The following is a 26752-nucleotide window of genomic DNA, read 5'->3' as shown; positions in this document are numbered from 1 at the left end:
TCAGCTGCGGAAGATGAAGTAGACCGCGCCCATCAGGCACAGGCCCGCCCACAGGTAGTCCAGCTTCAGCGGCTGCTGCATGAAGAACACGCTGAAGGGCACGAACACCGCCAGGGTGATGACCTCCTGCATGATCTTCAGCTGGCCCACCGACAGCGCGGTATAGCCGATGCGGTTGGCCGGCACCTGCAGCAGGTACTCGAACAGCGCGATGCCCCAGCTGACCAGGGCGGCGATGATCCAGGGCTTGGTGTTCAGCGTTTTCAGGTGGCCGTACCAGGCGAAGGTCATGAACAGGTTGGAGAACGCCAGGAGGGTGGCGGTTTGGGCCCAGACCGGCATGGGGAGCTCTCGGAGGTGAGGAGGGCGCCAGCCTAAATCGCCGCGCTCGCGCCGCCAAGGGGGAGGGCGATGCAAGGCCCTTGGCGGCGGGCGTCGCTGGGCTTATCCTTCGCGCCGCGCACCGGCCCTGCGGTGCGCGATCTTCCTCCGTGCCTTTTTATGAGCCCAGCAACGATGCAATGCCGTGCCGGCTGTGGCGCCTGCTGCGTGGCGCCGTCGATTTCCTCGCCCATCCCCGGCATGCCCGGCGGCAAGCCCGCGGGCGTGCGCTGCGTGCAACTGGACGAGCGCAACCTCTGCCGCCTGTTCGGCCGGCCCGAGCGCCCGGCGGTGTGCGCGGCCTTCGACGCCGACGCCGAGGCTTGCGGCAGCAGCAACGAGGAGGCGCTGCACATCCTCACCGAATGGGAACGGATCACCGCCGCCTGAGTGACTTGGAAGTCACGTTTCCAGGGGCCATACTGGCGCCCATCCTGACTGCCGAACCGCTCAGGATCGCGGATTTGCAACGGGTACGGCCCTTCGCCGGCCCGGCCAGACCAACAATAACCAGAGGAAGATGACGATGCGTGGCATCCTGCGTATGACCCTGTTGAGCGCCGCCCTGCTGGGCGCCTCCGGCGCCGCCATGGCCGAGGACTGGCAACTGGCCAAGGACGAGGACGGCGTCAAGGTCTACCTGAGCAGCGTCCCGGGCTCCAAGTACAAGGCCTACCGCGGCGTGGTCGACATCAAGGCCGACGTGGCCAGCATCAACGCCCTGCAGGAAGACGTGAAGGGCTCCTGCAAGTGGATCCATGCCTGCGCCGAGATGCGCCTGCTCAAGAGCGAGGGCGACAATTCCTGGACCTACTCGAAGATCGACATGCCCTGGCCCGTGACCGGCCGCGACGTGGTGATCCACGTGACCACCGAGAAGACCGCCGACGGCGGCCTCATCCGCCACCTGCAGGCCGAGCCGACCTACATCCCGGAAGAGAAGGGCGAGATCCGCGTGCCCAAGCTGGTCGGCGAGTGGAAGCTGGTGCCCAAGGGCGCGGGCGTCACCGAGGTGACCTACCAGGTGCAGACCGAGCCGGGCGGCAGCATTCCGTCCTGGCTGGCCAACAGCTTCGTGGTGGATGCGCCGATGAATACCCTGAAGGGGCTGCGTGCGGCGGCCGAGAAGCGCTGAGGCTTGGCGTTATGGAAAAGGCCGCCTGGGCGGCCTTTTTTTGTGTTTGGGGGGAGGGGAGAGGGCTCGCTCGTGAATGGGGTTTGCCGGTGGCTGCGGAGTTGGGGTTAAGAGCGCCCTCTCCCCAACCCCCTCTCCCTGAAGGGAGAGGGGGCTGTCCTGAGCTGCCGGGAAGCCCAGAGTCATCCTGATACTCCTCACTCCCCCTCGCCATTCCCGCGAACGCGGGACGCGGCTCCATCGCGAACAGCGCTTGCGCTGGCCCGAAGGGGAATAACCCAGTGACGGGCGGTTCGCGAGCAAGCTCGCTCCTACGAAAAGCAAAAGCGCGTTTGCTCTTGGACTTCCAGAGAAATAGCCGAGCGCACCGGAGTGCCCCTTCAGAAGGCCGAGCGAAACCCGCGCTCAGGAGGTCATGCGACATGGATGTCGCGAGAGCCCCGATGGGCTACAGGGACGTACCCTCGGGGCGGGCCTCCGTGGCGGGGGAATTCGTGAGGGTAGCCCGACTGTGTCGGGCCCGTATGTCGGGGCAAGCCTTCTTGGTTACTTCTTTGGCGTTTGAAAGAAGTGACTCGCCCGAGGGGGCGAAACAAGACGGTCGGGCAAACTCGGAGCGGCGCAGAAACACCCAAGCCAAGGCAGCTGGGTTATTCCCCGTCGGGCCAGCGCAAGCGCTGTTCGCGATGGAGCCGCGTCCCGCGTTCGCGGAATGACAGGTTTGAGTTGCGGAGTGAGAAAGGAGGGCAGGGCAACAAAAAAGGCTGCCGAAGCAGCCTTTCCCGTATCCCGGCGAAACTTACTTGCGAGCGCCGAGCTCGACGAAATCGCGCTGGGTGTGGCCGGTGTACAGCTGGCGCGGGCGGCCGATCTTGTACGGGCCGGAGAGCATTTCCTGCCAGTGCGAGATCCAGCCCACGGTACGCGCCAGGGCGAAGATCACGGTGAACATGCTGGTCGGGATGCCGATGGCCTTGAGGATGATGCCCGAGTAGAAGTCCACGTTCGGGTAGAGGTTGCGCTCCACGAAGTAGGGGTCGTGGCGGGCGATCTCTTCCAGCTTCATGGCCAGTTCCAGCTGCGGATCGTTGATGCCCAGCTCGCTGAGCACCTCGTCGCAGGTCTGCTTCATGACCTTGGCGCGCGGGTCGAAGTTCTTGTACACGCGGTGGCCGAAGCCCATCAGCTTGAACGGATCGTTCTTGTCCTTGGCCTTGGCCACGAACTTCTCGATGTTCGAAACGTCACCGATCTCGTCCAGCATGCGCAGTACCGCTTCGTTCGCACCACCGTGGGCCGGGCCCCAGAGGGCGGCGATGCCGGAGGCGATGCAGGCGAACGGGTTGGCGCCGGAGGAGCCGGCCAGGCGCACGGTCGAGGTCGAGGCGTTCTGCTCGTGGTCGGCGTGCAGGATGAAGATGCGGTCCATGGCCTTGGCCAGCACGGGGCTGATCGGCTTGGTCTCGCAGGGGGTGTTGAACATCATGTGCAGGAAGTTTTCTGCGTAGCTCAGGTCGTTGCGCGGATACATCATCGGCTGACCCATGGAGTACTTGTACACCATGGCGGCGATGGTCGGCATCTTGGCGACCAGGCGATGCGCGGAAATCTCGCGATGCTTGGGATTATTGATGTCCAGGGAGTCGTGGTAGAAGGCGGAGAGGGCGCCGATCACGCCGCACATGATGGCCATCGGGTGGGCATCGCGGCGGAAGCCGTTGAAGAAGGTCTTCAGCTGCTCGTGAACCATGGTGTGGTTCTTGATGGTGCCGACGAACTGTTCCTTCTGCTCGGCGGTGGGCAGTTCGCCCTTGAGCAGCAGGTAGCAGGTTTCCAGGTAGTCGGATTTCTCGGCCAGTTGCTCGATCGGATAGCCGCGGTGCAGCAGCACGCCCTTGTCGCCGTCGATATAAGTGATCTTCGACTCGCAGGAGGCGGTGGACATGAAGCCAGGATCGAACGTGAAGTGGCCCGTGGAGGTCAGACCCCGCACATCCACTACATCGGGGCCCAGCGTGCCGGAGAGGACGGGCAGTTCGACGGGGGCTGCGCCCTCGATGATCAACTGCGCTTTCTTGTCAGCCATGATTAGGCCTCCTATTAATGCTTGAAATCATCTGTACGACCCCCCACGCAGGGCCCGCACCACTATAGAGAGATAAATCCGATTGTCAATTTGCAAGAATCGGTAGCGGACAGCCCCTCCAACTGCCTGTTTTGGCGAAAAAAATCGCCTATTTACGCCTTTTATGGGGGTGCGGCAATAAGTCCTTAGGCGAAGGCGATTCCGTTGTCATTAGGAGCCTAACTGTCTATACTCGGCGACCAGCCGCCGGGGCCCTCCAGGCCTCGCTCCACAGGCGGTTGTCACTCCCGAAGGTGATGGGTACCTGACAAGTGCACCTCCCGACAACTAGCCCTGCAGTTCGAAGGGCTCTCAGTGTGAAAAAAGCCGTGAATAGCAAACGACCTGTAAACCTAGACCTAAGGACCATCAAACTCCCTGTCACTGCTTACACGTCCATTCTCCACCGCATCTCTGGCGTCATCCTGTTCCTGGGCATTGCCGTGCTGCTGTTCGCGCTCGACAAGTCCCTCGCATCGGAAGACAGCTTCGAGCAGGTGAAGGCGTGTCTGGCCCATCCGTTGGCCAAGCTTGTGATCTGGGGCCTGCTCTCCGCGCTGCTGTACCACCTGGTAGCCGGCATTCGTCACCTCGTCATGGACGCAGGTATCGGCGAGACGCTGGAAGGTGGCAAGCGTGGTTCGAAAATCGTCATCGCCATTGCCGTGGTGCTGATCGTTCTGGCGGGGGTCTGGGTATGGTAACTAACGTCACAAACTTCTCGCGTTCCGGCCTCTACGACTGGATGGCCCAACGCGTTTCTGCGGTCGTTCTCGCGGCTTATGTGCTTTTCCTGCTGGGTTACCTGATCGCACACCCGAACATCTCCTACGAGGAGTGGCATGGTCTGTTCTCCCACGGCCTGATGAAGATCTTCAGTCTTCTCACGCTGGTTGCCCTGAGCGTGCACGCCTGGGTCGGCATGTGGACCATCACCACCGACTACCTGACTCAGATGGCGCTGGGCAAGCCCGCGACCATCGTGCGTTTCCTCGTCCAGGCGGTATGCGGCATGGCCATGTTCGCATTCTTCGTCTGGGGTGTGCAGATTCTCTGGGGTAACTGATCCATGGCAAGCATTCGCACTCTCTCCTTCGACGCCATCATCGTGGGTGGCGGCGGCGCCGGCATGCGTGCCGCGCTGCAACTGGCCCAGGGTGGTCACAAGACCGCCGTGGTGACCAAGGTCTTCCCGACCCGTTCGCACACCGTTTCCGCCCAGGGCGGCATCACCTGCGCCATCGCCTCGGCCGACCCGAACGACGACTGGCGCTGGCACATGTACGACACCGTCAAGGGCTCCGACTACATCGGTGACCAGGACGCCATCGAATACATGTGCTCCGTCGGCCCGGAAGCCGTGTTCGAGCTGGAACACATGGGCCTGCCGTTCTCCCGTACCGAGCAGGGCCGCATCTACCAGCGTCCGTTCGGTGGCCAGTCCAAGGACTTCGGCAAGGGTGGCCAGGCCGCCCGTACCTGCGCCGCGGCCGACCGTACCGGTCACGCCCTGCTGCACACCCTGTACCAGGCCAACCTGAAGAACGGCACCTCCTTCCTTAATGAGTGGTACGCCGTCGACCTGGTGAAGAACCAGGACGGCCACGTGGTCGGCATCATCGCCATCGACATCGAGACCGGCGACACCATCTATATCCGCTCCAAGGCCGTGGTCCTGGCCACCGGCGGTGCAGGCCGCATCTACGCCTCCACCACCAACGCCCTGATCAATACCGGCGACGGCGTGGGCATGGCCCTGCGCGCCGGCGTACCGGTGCAGGACATCGAGATGTGGCAGTTCCACCCGACCGGCATCGCCGGCGCCGGTGTACTGGTCACCGAAGGCTGCCGCGGTGAAGGCGGCTACCTGATCAACGCCCATGGCGAGCGCTTCATGGAGCGTTACGCGCCGAACGCCAAGGACCTGGCTGGCCGCGACGTGGTCGCCCGCTCCATGGTCAAGGAAGTGATCGCCGGCAACGGCGTGGGCCCGAACAAGGACCACGTGCTGCTGAAGCTCGACCACCTCGGCGAGGAAGTCCTGCACAGCCGCCTGCCCGGCATCTGCGAGCTGTCCAAGACCTTCGCCCACGTCGACCCGGTGGTCGCGCCGATCCCGGTCATCCCGACCTGCCACTACATGATGGGCGGCGTCGCCACCAACATCCATGGCCAGGCCCTGACCATGGACGCCAACGGCAACGACACCATCGTCGAAGGCCTGTTCGCGGTCGGCGAAGTCGCCTGCGTATCGGTTCACGGCGCCAACCGCCTGGGCGGCAACTCGCTGCTCGACCTGGTGGTCTTCGGCCGCGCTACCGGCCTGCACCTGGAAAAGGCCCTGAAAGAGGGCATCGAGCACCGCGGTGCCTCCGAGTCCGACCTGGAAGCCTCCTTCAAGCGCCTGAACGGCGTGAACGAGCGCACCAGCGGCGAAGAAGTCGCCCCGCTCAAGCGCGAACTGCAGCAGTGCATGCAGAACTACTTCGGTGTATTCCGTACCGGCGAATACATGCAGAAGGGTATCGCTCAACTGGCTGACCTGCGCGAGCGTATCGCCACCGTCAAGATCAACGACAAGAGCCAGGCTTTCAACACGGCGCGCATCGAAGCGCTGGAACTGCAGAACCTCCTCGAGGTGGCCGAAGCCACCGCCATTGCGGCCGAAAACCGCAAAGAGTCCCGCGGCGCCCATGCCCGCGAAGACTTCGAGGAGCGCGATGACGAGAACTGGCTGTGCCACACCCTGTACTTCCCGGGTGAGAAGCGCGTTGCCAAGCGTGCCGTCAACTTCGCGCCGAAGACCGTTCCGGCATTCGAACCCAAGGTTCGTACTTACTAAGGGTGCCCGTCATGTTGAAAGTAAGTGTTTACCGCTACAACCCGGAGAAGGACTCTGCACCCTACATGCAGGACTTCGACGTCGATACCCAGGGCAAGGACGTGATGGTCCTGGACGTGCTGGCGCTGATCAAGGAACAGGACGAGGGCTTCTCCTATCGTCGTTCCTGCCGTGAAGGCGTTTGCGGCTCCGACGGCATGAACATCAACGGCAAGAACGGCCTGGCCTGCATCACTCCGCTGTCGGCCGCCGGCCTGAAGGGCGGCAAGCTGGTGCTGCGCCCGCTGCCGGGCCTGCCGGTGATCCGTGACCTGGTCGTCGATATGCGCATCTTCTACAAGCAGTACGAGAGCGTTAAGCCGTACCTGCAGAACAAGTATGCCGCGCCGGCGATCGAACGCCTGCAAACCCCCGAAGAGCGCGAAAAGCTGGACGGTCTGTACGAGTGCATCCTGTGCGCCTGCTGCTCGACCTCCTGCCCGTCGTTCTGGTGGAACCCGGACAAGTTCCTCGGCCCCGCCGCGCTGCTGCAGGCCTATCGCTTCCTGGCCGACAGCCGCGACACGGAAACCCAGGCGCGCCTGGCGAGCCTGGACGATCCGTTCAGCGTGTTCCGTTGCCGTGGAATCATGAACTGCGTGAATGTCTGCCCGAAAGGCCTGAACCCGACCAAGGCCATCGGTCACATTCGCAACATGCTGCTGCAGAGCGGGACCTGATCCCACTTCGCCGTCGCGTGCGACAAGAGCAATACCCGTGCCGCCGGAACATTGTCCGGCGGTGCGGTTGCAACGGGCCCCAGCCCACAAAGCCGGGGTCTGACTCGAAAACGTATATATGACCAGCAGGGGCATCCGGGCTGGTACCCGGACTATCTGCGGGAACCTTTGTGGCTACCAGTCGCTGCACAGGGCTGGGTCCCCCGAGAGTTCCATCAGGTGGAGTCCCCTTACCGAGGGTGACCAAGCATGCACGAAAGCGTAATGCAGCGGATGTGGAACAGTGCCCATTTATCCGGTGGGAACGCTGCCTACGTCGAAGAGCTCTACGAGCTCTACCTGCACGACCCGAACGCTGTGCCAGAAGAGTGGCGCACATACTTCCAGAAGCTCCCCGCCGACGGCAATCCCGCTCCCGACGTCTCGCATTCCTCCATCCGTGATCATTTCGTGCTCCTGGCCAAGAACCAGCGCCGCGCCGCGCCCGTTTCCGCCGGCAGCGTAAGCACCGAGCACGAGAAGAAGCAGGTCGAAGTCCTGCGCCTGATCCTGGCGTACCGGCTGCGTGGGCATCAGGCCGCGAAGCTCGATCCGCTGGGCCTCTGGGTGCGTACCGCACCTTCGGACCTGTCGCTGGATCACTACGGCCTGACCGCCGCCGACCTCGACACCACCTTCCGCACCGGTGAGCTCTACATCGGCAAGGAAGAGGCGACCCTGCGCGAGATCATCGACGCCCTGAAGCAGACCTACTGCAGCACCATCGGCGCCGAGTTCATGCACATCGTCGATTCCGAGCAGCGCCACTGGTTCGCCCAGCGCCTGGAAAGCGTGCGCGGTCGTCCGGCGTACTCCACCGAGGCGCGCGCCCACCTGCTGGAGCGCCTGACCGCGGCCGAGGGCCTGGAGAAGTACCTGGGCACCAAGTACCCGGGCACCAAGCGTTTCGGCCTGGAAGGCGGCGAGAGCCTGATCCCGATGGTCGACGAGATCATCCAGCGCTCGGGCTCCTACGGCGTCAAGGAAGTGGTCATCGGCATGGCCCACCGCGGCCGTCTGAACGTCCTGGTCAACACCCTCGGCAAGAACCCGCGCGACCTGTTCGACGAGTTCGAGGGCAAGAAGCTGGTCGAGCTGGGCTCCGGTGACGTGAAGTACCACCAGGGCTTCTCCTCCAACGTCATGACCCCGGGCGGCGAAGTCCACCTGGCGCTGGCGTTCAACCCCTCGCACCTGGAGATCGTCTCTCCGGTGGTCGAGGGCTCGGTACGCGCCCGCCAGGACCGTCGCAAGGACGGCAGCGGCGACAAGGTCGTGCCGATTTCCATCCACGGCGATGCCGCCTTCGCGGGGCAGGGCGTGGTCATGGAAACCTTCCAGATGTCCCAGACCCGTGCCTACAAGACCGGCGGCACCATCCACATCGTGATCAACAACCAGGTCGGCTTCACCACCAGCCGCCAGGACGACGCGCGCTCCACCGAGTACGCGACCGACGTTGCCAAGATGATCCAGGCGCCGATCTTCCACGTGAACGGCGACGACCCGGAAGCGGTGCTGTTCGTTACCCAACTGGCCGTCGACTACCGCATGCAGTTCAAGCGTGACGTGGTCATCGACCTGGTCTGCTACCGCCGCCGCGGCCACAACGAGGCCGACGAGCCGAGCGGCACCCAGCCGCTGATGTACCAGCAGATCGCCAAGCAGCGCACCACCCGCGACCTGTATGCCGACGAGCTGATCGCCGCCGGCGTGCAGACCGCCGAGCAGGCCCAGGAGAAGGTCGACGAATACCGCGACGCCCTGGACAACGGCCTGCACGTGGTGAAGAGCCTGGTCAAGGAGCCGAACAAGGAGCTCTTCGTCGACTGGCGTCCGTACGTCGGCCATGCCTGGACCGCGCGTCACGACACCCGCTTCGACCTGAAGACCCTGCAGGAGCTGTCCAACAAGCTGCTGGAGACCCCGGACGGCTTCGTCATGCAGCGCCAGGTGCAGAAGATCTACGAAGACCGCGCCAAGATGTCGGCCGGCGGCATGCCGATCAACTGGGGCTTCGCCGAGAACCTGGCCTACGCCACCCTGCTGTTCGAAGGCCACCCGGTGCGCATGACCGGTCAGGACGTCGGCCGCGGCACCTTCTCGCACCGCCACGCGGCGCTGCACAACCAGAAGGACGACTCGGTCTACATCCCCCTGGCCCACCTGTTCGACGGCCAGCCGCGCGTCAGCCTGTACGACTCCTTCCTCTCGGAAGAAGCGGTGCTGGCCTTCGAATACGGCTACGCCACCACCATGCCGAACGCGCTGGTGATCTGGGAGGCCCAGTTCGGCGACTTCGCCAACGGTGCGCAAGTGGTGATCGACCAGTTCATCACCAGCGGCGAGACCAAGTGGCAGCGCCTGTGCGGCCTGACCATGCTGCTGCCGCACGGCTACGAAGGCCAGGGCCCGGAGCACTCCTCCGCGCGTCTGGAGCGTTACCTGCAGCTGTGCGCCGAGCAGAACATCCAGGTCTGCGTGCCGACCACCCCGGCGCAGGTCTACCACATGCTGCGCCGCCAGGTGATCCGTCCGCTGCGCAAGCCGCTGATCGTCATGACGCCGAAGTCGCTGCTGCGCCACAAGCTGGCCATCTCGACCCTGGAAGAGCTGGCCAACGGCTCGTTCCAGACCGTCATCAACGAGATCGACAGCCTGGATCCGAAGAAGGTCGACCGCATCGTCCTGTGCAGCGGCAAGGTGTACTACGACCTGCTGGAGAAGCGCCGCGCCGAAGGCCGCGAGAACATCGCGATCGTCCGCCTGGAACAGCTCTACCCGTTCCCGGAAGACGACCTGGCCGAGGTCCTGTCGCAGTACAAGAACCTCAAGCACATCGTCTGGTGCCAGGAAGAGCCGATGAACCAGGGTGCCTGGTACTGCTCGCAGCACCACATGCGCCGTGTCATCGCCGCGCACAGGAAGGGCCTCAACCTGGAATACGCCGGCCGCGACGGCTCGGCCGCCCCGGCTTGCGGCTACGCTTCGATGCACGCCGAGCAGCAGGAAAAACTGCTGCAAGACGCCTTCACTGTTTAACGCCAACGCGCAGTAGATACCGAATTTAAGGAAACACACAGAATGGCTATCGAAATCAAAGCCCCAACCTTCCCGGAATCGGTTGCCGACGGCACCGTCGCCACCTGGCACAAGAAGGTCGGTGAAGCCGTCAAGCGTGATGAACTGATCGTCGACATCGAGACCGACAAGGTGGTCATCGAGGTGCTGGCCGAGGCCGACGGCGTACTGGCCGAGATCGTCAAGAACGAAGGCGACACCGTCCTCTCCAACGAACTGCTCGGCAAGCTGAGCGAAGGCGGCGCCGCTGCCGCCGCTCCGGCCCCGGCCGCCGCCGCTCCGGCTGCTGCCCCGGCTGCCGCTGCCGCTGCCGCTCCGGCCGCCGCCGGCGAAGACGCCATCCTCTCGCCGGCCGCGCGCAAGCTGGCCGAAGAGAACGGCATCGACCCGAACAGCATCGCCGGCACCGGCAAGGGCGGTCGCGTGACCAAGGAAGACGTGGTTGCCGCCGTCGAGGCCAAGAAGAACGCCCCGGCAGCCGCTCCGGCCGCCGCCAAGCCGGCCGCTCCGGCCGCCGAGGCCCCGGTGTTCGCCGCCGGCGACCGCGTCGAGAAGCGCGTGCCGATGACCCGCCTGCGCGCCAAGGTCGCCGAGCGCCTGGTCGAAGCCCAGTCCTCCATGGCCATGCTGACTACCTTCAACGAAGTCAACATGAAGCCGATCATGGACCTGCGCAACAAGTACAAGGACCTGTTCGAGAAGAAGCACAACGGCGTGCGCCTGGGCTTCATGTCCTTCTTCGTCAAGGCCGCCACCGAAGCCCTGAAGCGCTTCCCCGGCGTCAACGCCTCGATCGACGGCAACGACATCGTCTACCACGGCTACCAGGACATCGGTGTCGCCGTGTCCAGCGACCGCGGCCTGGTGGTGCCGGTACTGCGCAACGCCGAGTTCATGAGCCTGGCCGAGATCGAGAACGGCATCGCCACCTTCGGCAAGAAGGCCAAGGACGGCAAGCTGTCCATCGAAGACATGACCGGTGGTACTTTCACCATTTCCAACGGTGGCGTATTTGGTTCCCTCTTGTCGACTCCGATCGTCAACCCGCCGCAGACCGCCATCCTCGGCATGCACAAGATCCAGGAACGCCCGATGGCCGTTAACGGCCAGGTGGTGATCCTGCCGATGATGTACCTGGCGCTGTCCTACGACCACCGCATGATCGACGGCAAGGAAGCGGTGAGCTTCCTGGTCGCCATGAAGGACCTGCTGGAAGATCCGGCTCGTCTGCTGCTGGACGTCTGATTCGTCATTTCACCTGACGGCCCCGTACTACACGACGGCCCCGCGAGGGGCCGTCCGCTTCACCGGAATAAGGATTGAGATATGAGCCAGAAATTCGACGTGGTTGTGATTGGTGCCGGCCCCGGCGGCTACGTGGCTGCCATCCGTGCCGCCCAGCTCGGCCTGAAGACCGCCTGCATCGAGAAGTACATCGGCAAGGAGGGCAAGGTCGCCCTCGGCGGTACCTGCCTGAACGTAGGCTGCATTCCGTCCAAGGCGCTGCTGGACAGCTCCTACAAGTACCACGAGGCCAAGGAAGCCTTCGCCGTCCACGGTATCGAAGCCAAGGGCGTCACCATCGACGTACCGGCCATGGTCGCGCGCAAGGCCAACATCGTTAAGAACCTGACCGGCGGCATCGCCACCCTGTTCAAGGCCAACGGCGTCACCTCCTTCGAAGGCCACGGCAAGGTGCTGGCCAACAAGCAGGTCGAAATCACCGGCCTGGACGGCAAGGTGCAGGTCCTGGAAGCCGAGAACATCATCATCGCCTCCGGTTCCAAGCCGGTCGAGATCCCGCCGGCCCCGCTGACCGACGACATCATCGTCGACTCCACCGGCGCCCTGGAATTCCAGGCCGTGCCGAAGAAGCTGGGCGTGATCGGCGCCGGCGTCATCGGCCTGGAGCTGGGTTCGGTCTGGGCCCGCCTGGGTGCCGAAGTCACCGTCCTGGAAGCCCTGGACAAGTTCCTCCCGGCCGCCGACGAGCAGATCGCCAAGGAAGCCCTGAAGGTCCTGACCAAGCAAGGCCTGAACATCCGCCTGGGCGCCCGCGTCACCGGCACCGAAGTGAAGAAGAAGCAGGTCACCGTGACCTTCACCGACGCCAACGGCGAGCAGAAGGAAACCTTCGACAAGCTGATCGTGGCCGTGGGCCGTCGCCCGGTGACCACCGACCTGCTGGCCGCCGACAGCGGCGTGACCCTCGACGAGCGTGGCTTCATCTTCGTCGACGACCACTGCAAGACCAGCGTTCCGGGCGTGTTCGCCATCGGTGACGTGGTCCGCGGCGCCATGCTGGCGCACAAGGCCTCGGAAGAGGGCGTGATGGTCGCCGAGCGCATCGCCGGCCACAAGGCGCAGATGAACTACGACCTGATCCCGTCGGTCATCTACACCCACCCGGAAATCGCCTGGGTCGGCAAGACCGAGCAGCAGCTCAAGGGCGAAGGCGTCGAAGTCAACGTCGGCACCTTCCCGTTCGCCGCCAGCGGCCGCGCCATGGCTGCCAACGACACCACCGGCCTGGTCAAGGTCATCGCCGATGCCAAGACCGACCGCGTCCTGGGCGTCCACGTGATCGGCCCGAGCGCTGCCGAGCTGGTCCAGCAGGGCGCGATCGCCATGGAATTCGGCACCAGCGCCGAAGACCTGGGCATGATGGTCTTCTCCCACCCGACTCTGTCCGAAGCGCTGCACGAAGCGGCCCTGGCGGTGAATGGCCACGCCATCCACATCGCCAACCGCAAGAAGCGCTGAGGCGGTAGGACCACGGCGGGGCAGGGCGGCAGTCATTCGCGAGGGGCTGTCGTGACCACCCCGCCGGATTCCCGCGCCGCGGCGCGGGAATCACAGGTGGTGCGGCGCCACGAGCGCTGCGCCGAATGCGCAATACCCAAGACGAAAAACGGTAGACAAGCATGAATCTCCACGAGTATCAGGGTAAGCAGCTGTTCGCTGAGTACGGCCTGCCCGTATCCAAGGGCTTCGCCGTCGACACACCCGAAGAGGCCGCAGAAGCCTGTGAGAAAATCGGTGGCACCGAGTGGGTCGTGAAAGCCCAGGTGCACGCCGGTGGCCGCGGTAAAGCGGGCGGTGTGAAGCTGGTCAAGAGCAAGGAGGACGCCAAGGCGTTCGCCGCCAACTGGCTGGGCAAGCGTCTGGTGACCTACCAGACCGACGCCAATGGCCAGCCGGTCAGCAAGATCCTGGTGGAATCCTGCACCGACATCGACAAGGAGCTGTACCTCGGCGCCGTCGTCGACCGTTCCAGCCGCCGTATCGTCTTCATGGCCTCCACCGAAGGTGGCGTGGACATCGAGAAGGTCGCCCACGACACTCCCGAGAAGATCCTCAAGGCCACCATCGACCCGCTGGTCGGCGCCCAGCCGTTCCAGGGCCGCGAGCTGGCCTTCCAGCTGGGCCTGAAAGGCGACCAGATCAAGCAGTTCGTGCACATCTTCGTCGGCCTGGCCAAGCTGTTCCAGGACTACGACCTGGCCCTGCTCGAAGTCAACCCGCTGGTGATCAAGAAAGACGGCAACCTGCACTGCCTGGACGCCAAGATCAACATCGACTCCAACGCCCTGTACCGTCAGCCCAAGCTGCGCGCCATGCACGACCCGTCCCAGGACGACGCCCGTGAAGCCCATGCGCAGAAGTGGGAACTGAACTACGTCGCGCTGGAAGGCAACATCGGCTGCATGGTCAACGGCGCCGGCCTGGCCATGGGCACCATGGACATCGTCAACCTGCACGGCGGCAAGCCGGCCAACTTCCTCGACGTTGGCGGCGGCGCGACCAAAGAGCGCGTGACCGAAGCGTTCAAGATCATCCTCTCCGACAGCAACGTCGCTGCCGTACTGGTGAACATCTTCGGCGGCATCGTCCGCTGCGACATGATCGCCGAAGGCATCATCGGTGCCGTTAAAGAAGTCGGCGTGAAGGTTCCGGTTGTCGTCCGTCTGGAAGGCAACAACGCCGAACTCGGCGCCAAGGTACTGGCCGAAAGCGGTCTGAACATCATCGCGGCGACCAGCCTGACCGACGCTGCCCAGCAAGTCGTCAAGGCCGCGGAGGGTAAGTAATGAGCATCCTGATCAACAAAGACACCAAGGTCATCTGCCAGGGCTTCACCGGCTCGCAGGGCACCTTCCACAGCGAACAGGCCATCGCCTACGGCACCAAGATGGTCGGCGGCGTGACCCCCGGCAAGGGCGGCACCACTCACCTGGGCCTGCCGGTGTTCGACACCGTCAAGCAAGCCGTCGAAGCCACCGGCGCCGAAGCCTCGGTGATCTACGTTCCGGCTCCGTTCTGCAAGGACTCGATCCTGGAAGCCGCCTTCGGTGGCATCAAGCTGATCGTCTGCATCACCGAAGGCATCCCGACCCTCGACATGCTGGACGCCAAGGTCAAGTGCGACGAGCTGGGCGTGCGCCTGATCGGCCCGAACTGCCCGGGCGTGATTACCCCCGGCGAGTGCAAGATCGGCATCATGCCCGGTCACATCCACCTGCCGGGCAAAGTGGGCATCGTGTCGCGTTCCGGCACCCTGACCTACGAAGCCGTGAAGCAGACCACCGACGCCGGCTTCGGCCAGTCCACCTGCGTGGGCATCGGCGGCGACCCGATCCCGGGCTCCAACTTCATCGACATCCTGAAGCTGTTCCAGGAAGACCCGAAAACCGAAGCCATCGTCATGATCGGCGAGATCGGTGGTTCGGCTGAAGAAGAAGCCGCTGCCTACATCAAGGCCAACGTGACCAAGCCGGTGGTGTCCTACATCGCTGGCGTCACCGCACCGCCCGGCAAGCGCATGGGCCACGCCGGCGCCATCATCTCCGGTGGCAAGGGCACCGCGGACGAGAAGTTCGCCGCTCTGCAGGACGCCGGTGTGAAGACCGTGCGTTCCCTGGCCGACATCGGCAAGGCCCTGGCCGAGCTGACCGGCTGGGCGACCAAGTAAGCGTTTCGCTTATTGCTCGTCGCGAGAGGCCACCTTCGGGTGGCCTCTTGTTTTGGCGAGGCGTCGCAAGAAGTGTCGTTCAGGCGACACGCCCTTTCATCCCGCCGACGAGCTGACATACGTCAGTACAGCTCATCGGGATAGATCGTTAGGCTAGCAATTATCCCCAGCACTGCGTTCCCCACAAGGGAAGGCGTGCTAACCGCCAACTCCTACCCGGAGCGGCGGCTATTCCGGACCGTCATGGATGGCGGGACAACCAGAATGCAGGAGCAAAGGGGCCACGAGCCCATGGAAAACCTCTGCTATCGGACTTCCAAGAACAATCCCCCGTGCAGGTATGAACGCAGGCATCCCCGATGCGGCTGCGCCGTGCCCGTTCGGCTGTTGTGCCTTGGGAGGCCACGAAACCCGTTTAAGCACTGTGGTATTCCCCTAAATGAACGTCTTGAAAGGCCAGGACATCCTGGCGCTCGGCTTTATGACCTTCGCCCTGTTCGTCGGGGCCGGCAACATCATCTTCCCGCCCATCGTCGGCCTGCACTCCGGCCCGCACGTATGGATGGCGGCCCTCGGCTTCCTGATCACCGCGGTCGGCCTGCCGGTCATCACCGTGGTCGCCCTGGCCAAGGTCGGCGGCGCCATGGACACCCTGAGCCACCCCATCGGTCGCGTCGCCAGCGGCTTGCTGGCGGCGGTCTGCTACCTCTCCGTGGGCCCGCTGTTCGCCACCCCGCGCACCGCCACCGTGTCCTTCGAAGTCGGCCTGGCGCCGCTCACCGGCGACGGCCCGCTGCCGCTGTTCCTCTACAGCCTGGTGTACTTCGCCATCGTCCTGGTGATTTCCCTGTACCCCGGCAAGCTGCTGGACACCGTGGGCCGCTTCCTCGCCCCGCTGAAGATCATCGCCTTGGCCGCGCTGGGCATCGCCGCCTTCATGCTGCCGGCCGGGACCATCGGCCAGGCCGAACCGAGCTACGAGCACGCGGCCTTCTCCCAGGGCTTCATCAACGGCTACCTGACCATGGACACCCTGGGCGCCCTGGTCTTCGGCATCGTCATCGTCAACGCCATCCGCTCCCGCGGCGTGCAGTCGCCGCGCCTGATCACCCGCTACGCGGTGATCGCCGGGCTGATCGCCGGGGTAGGGCTGGCGCTGGTGTACATCAGCCTGTTCCGCCTGGGCTCGGGCAGCCACGACATCGCCGCCCGCGCAACCAACGGCGCGGCCGTGCTGCACGCCTATGTGCAGCACACCTTCGGCTCCCTGGGCAGCGGCTTCCTCGCCGTGCTCATCGCCCTGGCCTGCCTGGTCACCGCCGTGGGCCTGACCTGCGCCTGCGCCGAATACTTCTGCCGCATCCTGCCGCTGTCCTACCGCAGCCTGGTGGTGATCCTGGCCGGCTTCTCGCTGCTGGTGTCCAACCTCGGCCTGACCAAGCTGATCCAGTTCTCGGTGCCGGTGCTGACCGCCATCTACCCGCCGTGCATCGTGCTGGTGGCGCTGAGCTTCTGCGCCGGCCTGTGGAAGTCGCAGACGCGCATAGTCGCGCCGGTGATGGCGGTGTCGCTGGCGTTCGGCATGGTCGACGCGCTCAAGGGCGCCGGCTTCGCCGTGCCGGAATGGCTGGCCCATCTGCCGCTGTCCGAGCAGGGCCTGGCCTGGCTGATCCCCTCGGTGGCCATGCTCGCCGTGATGGTGGTGATCGACCGCCTGCTCGGCGAACCGAGCGAAGCCGTGGCCTGACCGGGCCCGCCGCAATGAGAAAGGCCGCCCACGAGGCGGCCTTTTTCGTTGCGCGACTGCCTTGCCGACGCGCCGAGGTGCTTTTGCTTGCTCGCGAATGGGAGTCGTCGGTGGCTACAGCGTTGGGTGTAAGAGCGCCCTCTCCCCAACCCTCTCCCGCAAGCGGGAGAGGGGGCTGTCCGGCGTGGGTGGTGAGTCCGGAGTCATCCGGATGCTCCCCAACCACGCGAACACGGGAACGTAGGGCGTATAACCGTTCGCGGTTATACGCCGTTGGACGTGCCTCTCAGATGTACTCCACCGAGAACTCCAGCTTCGCCGTGACGCGGCCGCTTACGGTGCCCGTGGTCCCGGCGCGGTAGTAGTGGGCGTGGTAGTCGAAGGTCATGACCGAGTCGGCCACCTGCGGGGAGTTGTTTTCGTTGGTCATCAGGTCGATGGTGGCGTAGGTGCCGTTGCGCAGCTGGATTTCGATGTCCGAGTTGCCGTCGCCGCTCTGGTTCCGGAGGTTGCCGGTCGCGGGGTTCACCCCGGTGGAGGCGAACTTGGGGCGGACCCAGGCCGGCGCGCCGCTTTCACCGCAGCCGGTGAGGGTGATGGTGAATGGCGTGTCGCCGGCGAAATCCCCGGCGTTCTGCAGCTTTTCCCAGCCGACCGGCTTCAAGGTCACGGCGCCATGTTCGCCCTGGCCGTTGACGGCGACGGCGCAGGTGGAAGGGGTGATGTATCCGTCGAAGCCCACCGAGCCTGCGGCGGCTTGGGCGTTGCTGGCCAGTAGGGTTGTGGACAGGGCGAAGGCAAAGGCAATTGTTTTCATTTTGGTCCAACTACAAGTGAGGGATGTCGGGTTTGTGCGCTTGCTCACGACTCACTGGGCGATCTGCACAGATGCGCCGGCAATGCCGTGATGGCCGCCGCGATTCTAGGACAGGGCTTTTGAGGGAAAGGCTCGTTTGCTTGTAGGAATTGCCTTCGGTTTGGGGCGGTCAAGTGTCCCGATGGGGGAGGTGACGCAGCTTCGTGTCTTCCAGCCGACATCCGGCGTCTATCTGCCGCGTTCTCCCTCAATCACCCGATCAACAGGCCCGGCCCGCCGACAGGGTCCGCCAAGGAAGCCCATGACCGACGTCGTCGACCTCTTCGATATCCAGTACCTGTGGAACCTGCTGGCCATGCTCTGGTTCGCCTTCTGCTGGGTCGGCTATGCCCGCTACGCCAGCCACAGGGCCCGCGACACCGCGTGCCTGGCCAGCGTGCTGCACCTCTACCGCAAGGACTGGATGCGCCGCCTGCTGCTGCGCGACAACCGCGTGGCCGATGCCAGCGTGATCGGCAACCTGGAGCGCAACGCCTCGTTCTTCGCCTCCAGCACCCTGATCATCCTGGCCGGCATCCTCACCCTGCTGGGCTCGGCCGAGCGCACCGTGTCGGTGCTGGCCGACCTGCCTTTCGTGGCCTCGCCGACCCGCGGGCTGTCGGAGTTGAAGCTGCTGTGCCTGGCGGTGGTGTTCGTGTATGCCTTCTTCACCTTCAGCTGGTGCATGCGCCAGTACAACTTCGCCGCGGTGCTGGTGGGCTCGGCGCCGATGATCGGCGAGCGCCACGTCGGCGAGCAGGAGCGCAACGCCTTCGCCGAGCGCGCCGCGCGGGTGGTGTCCATGGCCGCGCACCAGTTCAACCAGGGCCTGCGTTCCTACTACTTCGGCCTGGCCATGCTGGCCTGGTTCATCAACCCGTGGATCTTCATGCTGGTCACCGCCGGGGTGGTCGGGGTGCTGTACCAGCGCGAGTTCCACTCCGACGTGCTCAAGGTGATGGTGTTCACCCCCACGCCCCACGCGGAGCCGGCGAAAGAGCCGGAGTGAAGAAACGACAAGGCCCGCGAATGCGGGCCTTGTGCGTTGTACGGGGAGCGGGCGGTTACTTCTGCTCCTCGTTGGACGGCGCCGGCGCGGTGTCCGGAGCCGGGGTGGTCGGCGCCGGAGCGGCTTCGTTGGCCGGCGGCGTGGTCGGCGCGGGGGTCGCCGGCTGCTCGGTGCTCGGCGCGGCCGGCGGGGCCTTGGGCTCTTCTTTCTTGTCGCAACCGGCCAGAGTCAGGCCTGCAACCAGCATCAGAGCGAAGGGAAGGGTTTTTTTCATCGTGGAGCCTCCATGTGCGGCGTTCCTGGTGTTAGCCCTTTGAGCTGAGGCCCGCCTCAGAAGTTCAACGCAAGTTTGCGCCGACGCTACGATTATTCACTGCAGGGCCCGTTGGCGGCGGAGTATCATGCGCTTTCGAGCAGCCCGGGGCCCCGATCCGCATGAGTGAAATGTCCATTCTAGAGCGTGCGCAGCGCTTCCTCGCCGTCCTGCGCCATTGCCAGGTGCTGGGCATCGCGGCCCATGCCGCGGACGAAAAGGGTTTGACCCTGCGCCTGCCTTATAGCGAAGCGATCGTTGGCAATCCGGAAACCGGCGTGATCCACGGCGGCGCCATCACCACCCTGATGGACACCACCTGCGGCATCTCCACCATCTGCGTGCTGCCGCAGTTCGAGATCTGCCCGACCCTCGACCTGCGCATCGACTACATGCACCCGGCCGAGCCGCACAAGGACATCTTCGGTTTCGCCGAGTGCTACCGGGTGACGCCCACCGTCATCTTCACCCGCGGCATCGCCTACCAGGACGACCCCGAGCAGCCCATCGCCCACGTGGTCGGCACCTTCATGCGCCTGGGCAAGGGCGCCACCGGCGCTACGGCGGGCGCCAAGGGGGAGGGCGCATGAGCACGCCGGACATCGAGCAGCTGCTGCGGCAGATGCACCAGGACAACGACTTCAGCCCGCTGCTGGACATGATCCCCTACGCCCGGCTGATCGGCATCCGCTGCCTGCGCCTGGGCGAGGAGGTGATCTTCCACCTGCCGGCCAGCCGCGACAACATCGGCAACCCGACGTTGCCGGCGCTGCACGGCGGGGTGATCGCCGGCTTCATGGAGCACGCGGCCATGCTGCACCTGCTGATGCTCATGGGCGTGCCGCACCTGCCGAAGATCATCGACTTCTCCGTCGACTACCTGCGCGCCGGGCATTTCCGCGACACCTACGCCCAGTGCCAGGTGTGGCGCCAGGGCCGGCGCGTGGCCAACGTCGCCATCACCGCCTGGCAGACCAGCCGCGCCGAGCCGATCGCCACCGCGCGGGCGCATTTCAAGGTCGACGGCGCCTGAGGCCGGGGGGCGCGATGGATACGCTGCTGATCCTCGGCGGGCTGCTGCTGATCCTGGCCGGCTACGCCTGGCTGGTCATGCTGGCGTTCGCGCGCGGCCCGCTGTGGGGCCTGGCCTGCCTGCTGCCGCCCCTGGCGCCGGTGTTCCTGGCGCGGCACTGGGGTTTCGCGCGCAAGGCGCTGTTCCTCGGCGCCCTGGGCTGCATTCCCCTGGTCGTCGGCCTGGCCATGCTCGCCAGCCGCGACAGCGCGCGGTTGGAGGCCATCCTCAGCCTGCAGTGGCTGCGCAGCGAGCCCGCGGCGGCGCCGGAGCTGGACATCGCCCTGCGCGGCGAACTCGATGGCCAGGCCTTCGCGCCGCAGCAGGCGGAGCTGATCGACGGCGTGCTCAGCCTGCGCGAGGGCCAGGACTTCTATGCCCACCGCGAGGTGCGCATCCGCCTGGCCGCCCAGCCGCACGGGCCGCTGCGCCTGGACGTGCTGCCGGACGACCGCGGGCCGCGGCCCGTGGTGGAGGTCAGCTGGCTGGCGCCGGGCGCCGACCTGCCCGAGGCCGTGCGCCTGGAACGCGGCTACAGCCTGCACCTGGACCTGCGGCCCGAGGCGCCCAACCGCCTGCGCGGCGACTTCCACCTGGTGCTGCCGACGCAGTACCGCACCACCCTCAGCGGCCGCATCGAGCTGTACACCGACCGCCTGCGCTACCGCGACGGCCAGGTGGACACCCGTTTCGACTCCGCCGACACCCTGGCCTACGTCCTGCGCGACTACCTGCAGCGGCGCTTCCCGGGCCGCCAGCTGGAATTGCCCGCATCGCGCCTGGAGCCCCTGGGCCCGATCATGCAGGTGCCGCTGGACTTCCGCCTGGACGGCGAAGCGCAACACCTGGACCTGGAGCTTGCGCGCAGCGCCAACCGTGGCTGGGCGGTGCGCGGCGACCGCTACCCGAAGCTGGCGCCGCGCGCCGAGGCCAGCGCCCCGGCGGCCGAACCCGGGCCCGCCGCGCCGCAGCCCGGCAGCGCGACGCGGCCGCTGAGCCTGGAGCGCCTGCAGGCCGAGCCGCAACGCTACGTCAACCGCGGCATGCGCGTGACCACCGAGCGCGGGCGCGTGGCCGAAGGCGTGTTCACCGGCCTGGACGCGAACGGCCGGGTGGTCATCCGCCACCTGCTCACCGGCGCCGGCCAGGCCAGCTACAGCCTGCGGCCTGCGGAGATCAGCGCCATCGAACTCCTGCCGCAATGACGTTCGTCGCGGCAAGCCCTTGAAAAGCTTCAGGAAGCCCCCATCTCGCTGACATCCGCCGCCCGATGCGGCTTTTGTCATCCTCGGAGCGAGAAACGATGAGCGTGGAGACTCAAAAAGAGACACTGGGCTTTCAGACCGAAGTGAAGCAACTGCTTCACCTGATGATCCATTCCCTGTATTCGAATAAGGAAATCTTCCTCCGCGAACTGATTTCCAACGCCTCCGACGCGGCCGACAAGCTGCGTTTCGAGGCCCTGGCCAAGCCCGAGCTGCTCGAAGGCGGCGCCGAGCTGAAGATCCGCGTCAGCTTCGACAAGGACGCGAAGACCGTCACCCTCGAAGACAACGGCATCGGCATGAGCCGCGAGGAAGTGATCGCGCACCTGGGCACCATCGCCAAGTCCGGCACCGCCGACTTCCTGAAGAACCTCTCGGGCGACCAGAAGAAGGACTCGCACCTGATCGGCCAGTTCGGCGTGGGCTTCTACAGCGCCTTCATCGTCGCCGACAAGGTCGACGTCTTCACCCGCCGCGCCGGCGCCCCGGCCAGCGAGGGCGTGCACTGGTCGTCCAGGGGCGAGGGCGAGTTCGAAGTCGCCACCATCGACAAGCACGAGCGCGGCACCCGCATCGTCCTGCACCTGAAGAGCGGTGAGGAAGAGTTCGCCGACGGCTGGCGCCTGCGCAACATCATCAAGAAATACTCCGATCACATCGCCCTGCCCATCGAGCTGCCGAAGGAATTCCACGGCGAAGAGAAGGACAAGCCGGCCGAGCCGGAATGGGAAGTGGTCAACCGCGCCAGCGCCCTGTGGACCCGTCCGCGCACCGAGATCAAGGACGAGGAATACCAGGAGTTCTACAAGCACACCGCCCACGACTTCGAGAACCCGCTGACCTGGAGCCACAACAAGGTCGAAGGCAAGCTGGAGTACACCTCGCTGCTCTACGTGCCCGGCCGCGCGCCCTTCGACCTGTACCACCGCGAGGCCCCGCGCGGGCTGAAACTGTACGTGCAGCGCGTGTTCATCATGGACCAGGCCGAGCAGTTCCTGCCGCTGTACCTGCGCTTCATCAAGGGCGTGGTGGACTCCAACGACCTGTCGCTGAACGTCTCCCGCGAGATCCTCCAGTCCGGCCCGGTGATCGACTCGATGAAGTCGGCGCTGACCAAGCGCGTGCTGGACATGCTGGAGAAACTGGCGAGCAGCGACGCCGAGGCCTACAAGGGCTTCTGGAAGAACTTCGGCCAGGTCCTCAAGGAAGGCCCGGCGGAAGACTTCGCCAACAAGGAGAAGATCGCGGGCCTGCTGCGCTTCGCCTCCACCCACGACGACTCCGGCGAGCAGAGCGTGTCCCTGGCCGACTACATCGGCCGCATGAAGGAAGGCCAGGACAAGATCTACTACCTCACCGGCGAGAGCTACGCGCAGGTGAAGAACAGCCCGCACCTGGAAGTCTTCCGCAAGAAGGGCATCGAGGTGCTGCTGCTCACCGACCGCATCGACGAGTGGCTGATGAGCTACCTGCCGAGCTTCGACGGCAAGGACTTCGTCGACGTCGCCCGCGGCGACCTGGACCTGGGCAAGCTGGACTCCGAGGAGGACAAGAAGGCCCAGGAGGAAGTGGCCAAGGCGAAGGAAGGCCTGGTGGAGCGCCTGAAGGCCGCCCTCGGCGAGGAAGTCGCCGAAGTGCGCGTGTCGCACCGCCTGACCGACTCGCCGGCGATCCTCGCCATCGGCGAGGCCGACCTCGGCCTGCAGATGCGCCAGATCCTCGAGGCCAGCGGGCAGAAGGTGCCGGAGTCGAAGCCGATCTTCGAGTTCAACCCGGCCCACCCGCTGATCGAGAAGCTCGACGCGGAGCCGGACGAGGACCGCTTCGGCGAACTGGCGCACATCCTCTTCGACCAGGCCGCCCTGGCCGCCGGCGACAGCCTCAAGGACCCGGCCGCCTACGTGCGTCGCCTGAACAAGCTGCTGGTGGAACTTTCCGCCTGAGCCGGTAACCTCACACAAAGCCCGCCTTAAGCGGGCTTTGTGCTTTTCCTACTCCCACTGAAGGAAGTCACCCATGAGTCAGATCAGCGTCCAACCCGTCGCTTATGAAGTCGATGGCGTGTCCTTCGAAGGTCAACTGGTGTTCGACGCCTCCAGCACCGTGCAGCGCCCCGGCCTGCTGATGGCGCCGAACTGGATGGGCGTCGGCCAGGGCGCGCTGGACATAGCCCGCCAGGTCGCCGGCCACGGCTACGTGGTGCTGGTGGCCGACCTCTACGGCAAGGACGTGCGCCCCAACGGCCCGGAGCAGGCCGGCGCCGCCATGATGCCGCTGAAGAACGACCGCGCCGCCCTGCGCCGCCGCATGCAGGCGGCCTTCAAGGCGCTCCAGGCCCAGGCCGGCAAGGCGCCGATCGACGGCGCCAGGCTGGCCGCCTTCGGCTTCTGCTTCGGCGGCTGCTGCGCTCTGGACCTGGCCCGCGACGGCGCGCCGCTGGCTGCGGCGGTGTCCTTCCACGGCACCCTGGATTCGCCGAATCCGGCGGATGCGAAGAACATCAAGGGCTCGGTGCTGGTCCTCGACGGCGCCATCGACCCGCTGGTGCCGCGCGAGCAGCTGCTCGACTTCGCCAAGGAAATGAACGACGCCGGCGTGGACTGGGCGCTGACCAGCTACGGTGGCGCCGCGCATTCCTTCACCGATCCGCAGGCTCAGATTCCGGGCAAGATGCAGTACGACGCCAAGGTGGCCCGCCGGGCGTTCCAGGCGATGTACGACCTGCTGGATGAGAAGTTCGGCGAGTAGAGCGGTTTCGTTCTGCCATGCAAAAGTCCGGCACACCGGGGCGTCCGGTGCGGCCGCTGAGTCCAATCGCGGACAAGGTCCTCCTACGCCCGTGCTTCCCTGCGGACCGCACCGAGGCGCTCTTCGTAGGATGGTGTTGAGCGAAGCGATACCCATCAGCGCAACCGCATGGGTTCGCAAGCTCAACCCATCCTACGAAGAGTCATGCTCGCTCATGCTGTAGGAGCGGACTCCGTCCGCGATTGCCCCCTTCAGCGCACCCCTTCCACCCGCGTCACCCTGGCCTCATCCGCCCGATACCCCCGCGCGCCGAACCAGCAGATGTACAGGTAGCACACCAGCGGAATGGCGAAGGACTGCAACAGGCCGATATGGTCGGCAAAGAAGCCTTGCACCAGCGGCACCAGGGCGCCGCCGACGATGGCCATGCACAGCAGGCCCGAGCCCTTGCTGGTCAGGTTGCCCAGGCCTTCCAGGGCCAGGGAGAAGATGGTCGGGAACATGATCGAGTTGAACAGGCCGATGAGGATCAGCGCCCACATCGCCACATGGCCGCCCATGCCGATGGCCACCGCCAGCAGCACGGCGTTGGTCACCGCGTTGAAGGCCAGGATGCGGTTGGGGCGGATGCTGCGCATCAGCACGCTGCCGATGAAGCGGCCGATCATGGCGCCGCCCCAGTATAGCGAGAGGAACTTGCTGGCCTGCTCGCCGGGCAGGCCGGCGATGTCCGGTTGGCCCATCAGGCTGACCAGGTAGCTGCCGATGGCTACCTCGGCGCCGACGTAGGCGAAGATGCCGACCACCCCGTACACCAGGTGCCGATGGGCGAGCAGCGACTGCCGGCCGGCGGCCGCGCCGTCGCTGGGCTCGTCGTGGCTGATGCGCGGCAGGCGGAACAGGCCGATCAGCACGGCGATGGCGAACAGCAGGGCGGCCAGCACCAGGTAGGGCATCTTCACCGAGTCGGCCTCGGCGGCGGCGCTGCCCAGTTCGCTGGCCGCGCCCGCGCCAATGGCCAGGATGGTCACCGAGCCCACCAGCGGGCCGACGGTTGTGCCCAGGGAGTTGAAGGCCTGGGTCATGTTCAGCCGGCTGGCCGCCGACTGCGGGCTGCCGAGCACGTTGACGTAGGGGTTGGCCGCCACCTGCAGCAGGGTGATGCCCGAGGCCAGGATGAACAGCGCGGCGAGGAACGCCGGGTAGGACTGCGCGCCGGCCGCCGGCAGGAACAACAGGCATCCGACGCCGGCGGTGACCAGGCCGACGATGATCCCGCGCTTGTAGCCCAGGCGCTCCACCAGCCGCCCGGCCGGGAAGGACATGACGAAGTAGGCGGTGAAGAAGCTGAACTGCACCAGCGACGCCTGCACGTAGTTGAGGGTGAACACCGCCTTCAGGTGCGGCACCAGGATGTCGTTCAGCGAGGTGATCAGGCCCCACATGAAGAACAGCACGGTGAGCACCGTGAGTGCGCCGCTGTGACGATTCTGCTCTGGCATGGCAGCTCCAGGACGTGGAAGGAAAGGGGGGAGGGCCGCGGCTCAGCGCGGCAGCTCGATGCGCTCGCGCTCGCCGGGGACCGTCGGCCAGTCGCCGGCGGCCCAGCGCCGGCGGGCCTCGTCGATCAGCGCGGGGTCGCTGGCGACGAAGTTCCAGTTCATCCGCCGCGCGCCGTCCAGCGGCTCGCCGCCGATCAGCACCGCGCGGCAGTCGGCGCAGGCGCTCAGCACCGGGCTTGCGCCCTCGGGCAGGACCAGCAACTGGCGCAGCGGCGCGGGATCGTCGTCGAGCAGCGCCTCGCCTTCCAATAGATAGAGCGCCCTTTGCGGATGTTCAGGCGGCAGCGTCAGGGTGCTGCCGGCGACCATCTGGATGTCGGCGTACAGCGTCGGCGACAGCACCGGCACCGGCGAGACCAGGCAGAAGCCGCTGCCGGCGATCAGGCGGATGCGCACCCCCAGGCTCTCGCTCTGCGGCAGGCTGGCCACCGGGTGATGACTGTAGCTGGGCTCGCGGCCTTCCTCGGCCTGCGGCAGGGCCAGCCAGACCTGCAGGCCGTGCAGGCGCGAGCCGCTTTCGCTTAGCGCCCGCGGGGTGCGCTCGACGTGGGCGACGCCGCGTCCGGCGGTCATCCAGCTGACGTCGCCGGGCAGCACCAACTGGTCCGAACCCAGGCTGTCCTTGTGCTGCACCTGGCCTTCGAACAGGTAGGTGAGGGTGGACAGGCCGATGTGCGGGTGCTGGTTGATGTTCATGCCCTGGCCCGGCGCGAAGTCGGTGGCCAGCATGTGGTCGAAGAACACGAAGGGGCCGATGCTGCGGAATTGCGCGGAGGGCAGGGCGCGCAGGATGGGCATGCCCTCCACGTCGTCGGCGTGGGGGCGGATGGCGAAGGGGGCGGCGGTCATGGCGAGGCTTCCGGAAGGCTATGGCCAATAGGATAGC

Annotated in this window: 24 protein-coding genes; 18 read left to right on the top strand and 6 right to left on the bottom strand. The window is 65.6% G+C overall.

Translation table 11 applies throughout. The features are described from left to right. Nucleotides 1-342: a DMT family protein gene (locus FG99_RS01275; protein ID WP_043266739.1), complete on the bottom strand. Its 342-nt coding sequence runs from the start codon at nt 340-342 to the stop codon at nt 1-3. Between the two features lie 174 nt (nt 343-516). On the opposite strand from FG99_RS01275, the gene FG99_RS01270 reads away from it, so the two are divergent. Next, entirely contained in the window at nt 517-771 is a 255-nt protein-coding gene (locus FG99_RS01270) for a YkgJ family cysteine cluster protein (RefSeq protein ID WP_043266737.1), read from the top strand. Nucleotides 772-907: 136 nt separating this feature from the next. Further along, nucleotides 908-1516 (top strand): START domain-containing protein, encoded by a 609-nt coding sequence (locus FG99_RS01265; protein WP_009619372.1) that lies wholly within the window; start codon nt 908-910, stop codon nt 1514-1516. Nucleotides 1517-2315: 799 nt separating this feature from the next. Here FG99_RS01265 and gltA read toward each other — a convergent pair. Further along, nucleotides 2316-3602: a citrate synthase gene (gltA, locus tag FG99_RS01260; protein ID WP_009619373.1), complete on the bottom strand. Its 1287-nt coding sequence runs from the start codon at nt 3600-3602 to the stop codon at nt 2316-2318. A gap of 356 nt (nt 3603-3958) precedes the next feature. Between gltA and sdhC the strand changes: the two genes are divergently transcribed. The 10 genes from sdhC (at nt 3959) to brnQ (ending at nt 17041) form a co-directional block, all read left to right on the top strand. Continuing rightward, nucleotides 3959-4345 (top strand): succinate dehydrogenase, cytochrome b556 subunit, encoded by a 387-nt coding sequence (gene sdhC / locus FG99_RS01255; RefSeq protein WP_009619374.1) that lies wholly within the window; start codon nt 3959-3961, stop codon nt 4343-4345. Next, nucleotides 4339-4707 (top strand): succinate dehydrogenase, hydrophobic membrane anchor protein, encoded by a 369-nt coding sequence (gene sdhD, locus FG99_RS01250; RefSeq protein WP_009619375.1) that lies wholly within the window; start codon nt 4339-4341, stop codon nt 4705-4707. Before sdhC ends, sdhD begins: the two co-directional genes overlap by 7 nt. Nucleotides 4708-4710: 3 nt before the next feature. Continuing rightward, on the top strand, nt 4711-6483 hold the full coding sequence (sdhA, locus tag FG99_RS01245) for a succinate dehydrogenase flavoprotein subunit (protein ID WP_043266732.1): 1773 nt from the start codon (nt 4711-4713) through the stop codon (nt 6481-6483). Nucleotides 6484-6494: 11 nt separating this feature from the next. Next, complete coding sequence (locus FG99_RS01240; protein ID WP_009619377.1) at nt 6495-7202, top strand: succinate dehydrogenase iron-sulfur subunit; 708 nt, start codon at nt 6495-6497, stop codon at nt 7200-7202. A gap of 249 nt (nt 7203-7451) precedes the next feature. Further along, nucleotides 7452-10283 carry a 2-oxoglutarate dehydrogenase E1 component gene (locus FG99_RS01235; protein WP_043266730.1) on the top strand — a complete coding sequence of 944 codons (2832 nt, stop codon included), beginning with the start codon at nt 7452-7454 and terminating at the stop codon, nt 10281-10283. 42 nt (nt 10284-10325) lie between these two features. Next, the gene (odhB, locus tag FG99_RS01230) at nt 10326-11567 is read left to right on the top strand and encodes a 2-oxoglutarate dehydrogenase complex dihydrolipoyllysine-residue succinyltransferase (RefSeq protein ID WP_043266728.1); all 1242 of its coding nucleotides are present in this window, start codon (nt 10326-10328) and stop codon (nt 11565-11567) included. Between the two features lie 81 nt (nt 11568-11648). Next, entirely contained in the window at nt 11649-13085 is a 1437-nt protein-coding gene (gene lpdA, locus FG99_RS01225; protein WP_043266726.1) for a dihydrolipoyl dehydrogenase, read from the top strand. A 161-nt stretch (nt 13086-13246) separates the two neighbouring features. Further along, nucleotides 13247-14413, top strand: coding sequence for an ADP-forming succinate--CoA ligase subunit beta (gene sucC, locus FG99_RS01220; RefSeq protein WP_009619383.1), 1167 nt, complete (start codon nt 13247-13249; stop codon nt 14411-14413). Next, nucleotides 14413-15294 (top strand): succinate--CoA ligase subunit alpha, encoded by an 882-nt coding sequence (gene sucD / locus FG99_RS01215; protein ID WP_009619384.1) that lies wholly within the window; start codon nt 14413-14415, stop codon nt 15292-15294. The genes sucC and sucD overlap by 1 nt, the downstream gene beginning before the upstream one ends. Before the next feature lie 439 nt (nt 15295-15733). Further along, entirely contained in the window at nt 15734-17041 is a 1308-nt protein-coding gene (gene brnQ / locus FG99_RS01210) for a branched-chain amino acid transport system II carrier protein (protein WP_043266724.1), read from the top strand. A gap of 286 nt (nt 17042-17327) precedes the next feature. On the opposite strand, the gene FG99_RS01205 is transcribed toward brnQ, so the two are convergent. Continuing rightward, nucleotides 17328-17858 carry a fimbrial protein gene (locus FG99_RS01205; RefSeq protein ID WP_009619388.1) on the bottom strand — a complete coding sequence of 177 codons (531 nt, stop codon included), beginning with the start codon at nt 17856-17858 and terminating at the stop codon, nt 17328-17330. A 301-nt stretch (nt 17859-18159) separates the two neighbouring features. Here FG99_RS01205 and FG99_RS01200 point away from each other — a divergent pair, with 301 nt between their 5' ends. Then, nucleotides 18160-18906 carry a DUF599 domain-containing protein gene (locus FG99_RS01200; protein ID WP_009619389.1) on the top strand — a complete coding sequence of 249 codons (747 nt, stop codon included), beginning with the start codon at nt 18160-18162 and terminating at the stop codon, nt 18904-18906. 55 nt (nt 18907-18961) lie between these two features. Here FG99_RS01200 and FG99_RS01195 read toward each other — a convergent pair whose 3' ends face one another. Then, nucleotides 18962-19180, bottom strand: a complete 219-nt coding sequence (locus tag FG99_RS01195) for a hypothetical protein (RefSeq protein ID WP_009619390.1) — start codon at nt 19178-19180, stop codon at nt 18962-18964. A 161-nt stretch (nt 19181-19341) separates the two neighbouring features. Between FG99_RS01195 and FG99_RS01190 the strand changes: the two genes are divergently transcribed. From FG99_RS01190 to FG99_RS01170, 5 genes are all read left to right on the top strand, one after another. After that, a complete protein-coding gene (locus tag FG99_RS01190) occupies nt 19342-19809 on the top strand; it encodes a PaaI family thioesterase (RefSeq protein WP_043266722.1) in 468 nt (155 codons plus the stop codon). Further along, nucleotides 19806-20252, top strand: a complete 447-nt coding sequence (locus tag FG99_RS01185) for a PaaI family thioesterase (RefSeq protein ID WP_043266720.1) — start codon at nt 19806-19808, stop codon at nt 20250-20252. The genes FG99_RS01190 and FG99_RS01185 overlap by 4 nt, the downstream gene beginning before the upstream one ends. A gap of 14 nt (nt 20253-20266) precedes the next feature. Further along, entirely contained in the window at nt 20267-21496 is a 1230-nt protein-coding gene (locus FG99_RS01180) for a hypothetical protein (protein ID WP_043266719.1), read from the top strand. Nucleotides 21497-21594: 98 nt separating this feature from the next. Then, entirely contained in the window at nt 21595-23499 is a 1905-nt protein-coding gene (gene htpG, locus FG99_RS01175) for a molecular chaperone HtpG (RefSeq protein ID WP_043266717.1), read from the top strand. A 73-nt stretch (nt 23500-23572) separates the two neighbouring features. Then, entirely contained in the window at nt 23573-24304 is a 732-nt protein-coding gene (locus FG99_RS01170; RefSeq protein WP_043266715.1) for a dienelactone hydrolase family protein, read from the top strand. A 251-nt stretch (nt 24305-24555) separates the two neighbouring features. Here the strand turns inward: FG99_RS01170 and FG99_RS01165 are convergent, their stop codons facing one another. Both FG99_RS01165 and FG99_RS01160 read right to left on the bottom strand, forming a co-directional pair. Next, nucleotides 24556-25806, bottom strand: coding sequence for a sugar MFS transporter (locus tag FG99_RS01165; protein WP_043266713.1), 1251 nt, complete (start codon nt 25804-25806; stop codon nt 24556-24558). A 42-nt stretch (nt 25807-25848) separates the two neighbouring features. Continuing rightward, complete coding sequence (locus tag FG99_RS01160) at nt 25849-26715, bottom strand: pirin family protein (protein ID WP_043266711.1); 867 nt, start codon at nt 26713-26715, stop codon at nt 25849-25851. Nucleotides 26716-26752: the final 37 nt, after the last annotated feature.

Origin of the sequence: Pseudomonas sp. AAC (assembly GCF_000725445.1) — a bacterium.
GTDB lineage: Bacteria > Pseudomonadota > Gammaproteobacteria > Pseudomonadales > Pseudomonadaceae > Pseudomonas > Pseudomonas citronellolis.
This window is presented reverse-complemented; position numbering and strand designations above follow the sequence as displayed.

Excerpts from the sequence above, each read along its gene's own strand:
- FG99_RS01275 (WP_043266739.1), bottom strand. The coding sequence starts at position 342 with ATGCCGGTCTGGGCCCAAACCGCCACCCTCCTGGCGTTCTCCAACCTG.
- FG99_RS01200 (WP_009619389.1), top strand. The coding sequence starts at position 18,160 with ATGACCGACGTCGTCGACCTCTTCGATATCCAGTACCTGTGGAACCTG.
- FG99_RS01160 (WP_043266711.1), bottom strand. The coding sequence starts at position 26,715 with ATGACCGCCGCCCCCTTCGCCATCCGCCCCCACGCCGACGACGTGGAG.
- sdhA (WP_043266732.1), top strand. The coding sequence starts at position 4,711 with ATGGCAAGCATTCGCACTCTCTCCTTCGACGCCATCATCGTGGGTGGC.
- odhB (WP_043266728.1), top strand. The coding sequence starts at position 10,326 with ATGGCTATCGAAATCAAAGCCCCAACCTTCCCGGAATCGGTTGCCGAC.
- gltA (WP_009619373.1), bottom strand. The coding sequence starts at position 3,602 with ATGGCTGACAAGAAAGCGCAGTTGATCATCGAGGGCGCAGCCCCCGTC.
- FG99_RS01185 (WP_043266720.1), top strand. The coding sequence starts at position 19,806 with ATGAGCACGCCGGACATCGAGCAGCTGCTGCGGCAGATGCACCAGGAC.
- FG99_RS01190 (WP_043266722.1), top strand. The coding sequence starts at position 19,342 with ATGAGTGAAATGTCCATTCTAGAGCGTGCGCAGCGCTTCCTCGCCGTC.
- FG99_RS01265 (WP_009619372.1), top strand. The coding sequence starts at position 908 with ATGCGTGGCATCCTGCGTATGACCCTGTTGAGCGCCGCCCTGCTGGGC.
- sdhD (WP_009619375.1), top strand. The coding sequence starts at position 4,339 with ATGGTAACTAACGTCACAAACTTCTCGCGTTCCGGCCTCTACGACTGG.
- FG99_RS01195 (WP_009619390.1), bottom strand. The coding sequence starts at position 19,180 with ATGAAAAAAACCCTTCCCTTCGCTCTGATGCTGGTTGCAGGCCTGACT.
- FG99_RS01205 (WP_009619388.1), bottom strand. The coding sequence starts at position 17,858 with ATGAAAACAATTGCCTTTGCCTTCGCCCTGTCCACAACCCTACTGGCC.
- sucD (WP_009619384.1), top strand. The coding sequence starts at position 14,413 with ATGAGCATCCTGATCAACAAAGACACCAAGGTCATCTGCCAGGGCTTC.
- FG99_RS01170 (WP_043266715.1), top strand. The coding sequence starts at position 23,573 with ATGAGTCAGATCAGCGTCCAACCCGTCGCTTATGAAGTCGATGGCGTG.
- FG99_RS01165 (WP_043266713.1), bottom strand. The coding sequence starts at position 25,806 with ATGCCAGAGCAGAATCGTCACAGCGGCGCACTCACGGTGCTCACCGTG.
- FG99_RS01180 (WP_043266719.1), top strand. The coding sequence starts at position 20,267 with ATGGATACGCTGCTGATCCTCGGCGGGCTGCTGCTGATCCTGGCCGGC.
- FG99_RS01235 (WP_043266730.1), top strand. The coding sequence starts at position 7,452 with ATGCACGAAAGCGTAATGCAGCGGATGTGGAACAGTGCCCATTTATCC.
- brnQ (WP_043266724.1), top strand. The coding sequence starts at position 15,734 with ATGAACGTCTTGAAAGGCCAGGACATCCTGGCGCTCGGCTTTATGACC.
- htpG (WP_043266717.1), top strand. The coding sequence starts at position 21,595 with ATGAGCGTGGAGACTCAAAAAGAGACACTGGGCTTTCAGACCGAAGTG.
- FG99_RS01240 (WP_009619377.1), top strand. The coding sequence starts at position 6,495 with ATGTTGAAAGTAAGTGTTTACCGCTACAACCCGGAGAAGGACTCTGCA.
- FG99_RS01270 (WP_043266737.1), top strand. The coding sequence starts at position 517 with ATGCAATGCCGTGCCGGCTGTGGCGCCTGCTGCGTGGCGCCGTCGATT.
- sucC (WP_009619383.1), top strand. The coding sequence starts at position 13,247 with ATGAATCTCCACGAGTATCAGGGTAAGCAGCTGTTCGCTGAGTACGGC.
- lpdA (WP_043266726.1), top strand. The coding sequence starts at position 11,649 with ATGAGCCAGAAATTCGACGTGGTTGTGATTGGTGCCGGCCCCGGCGGC.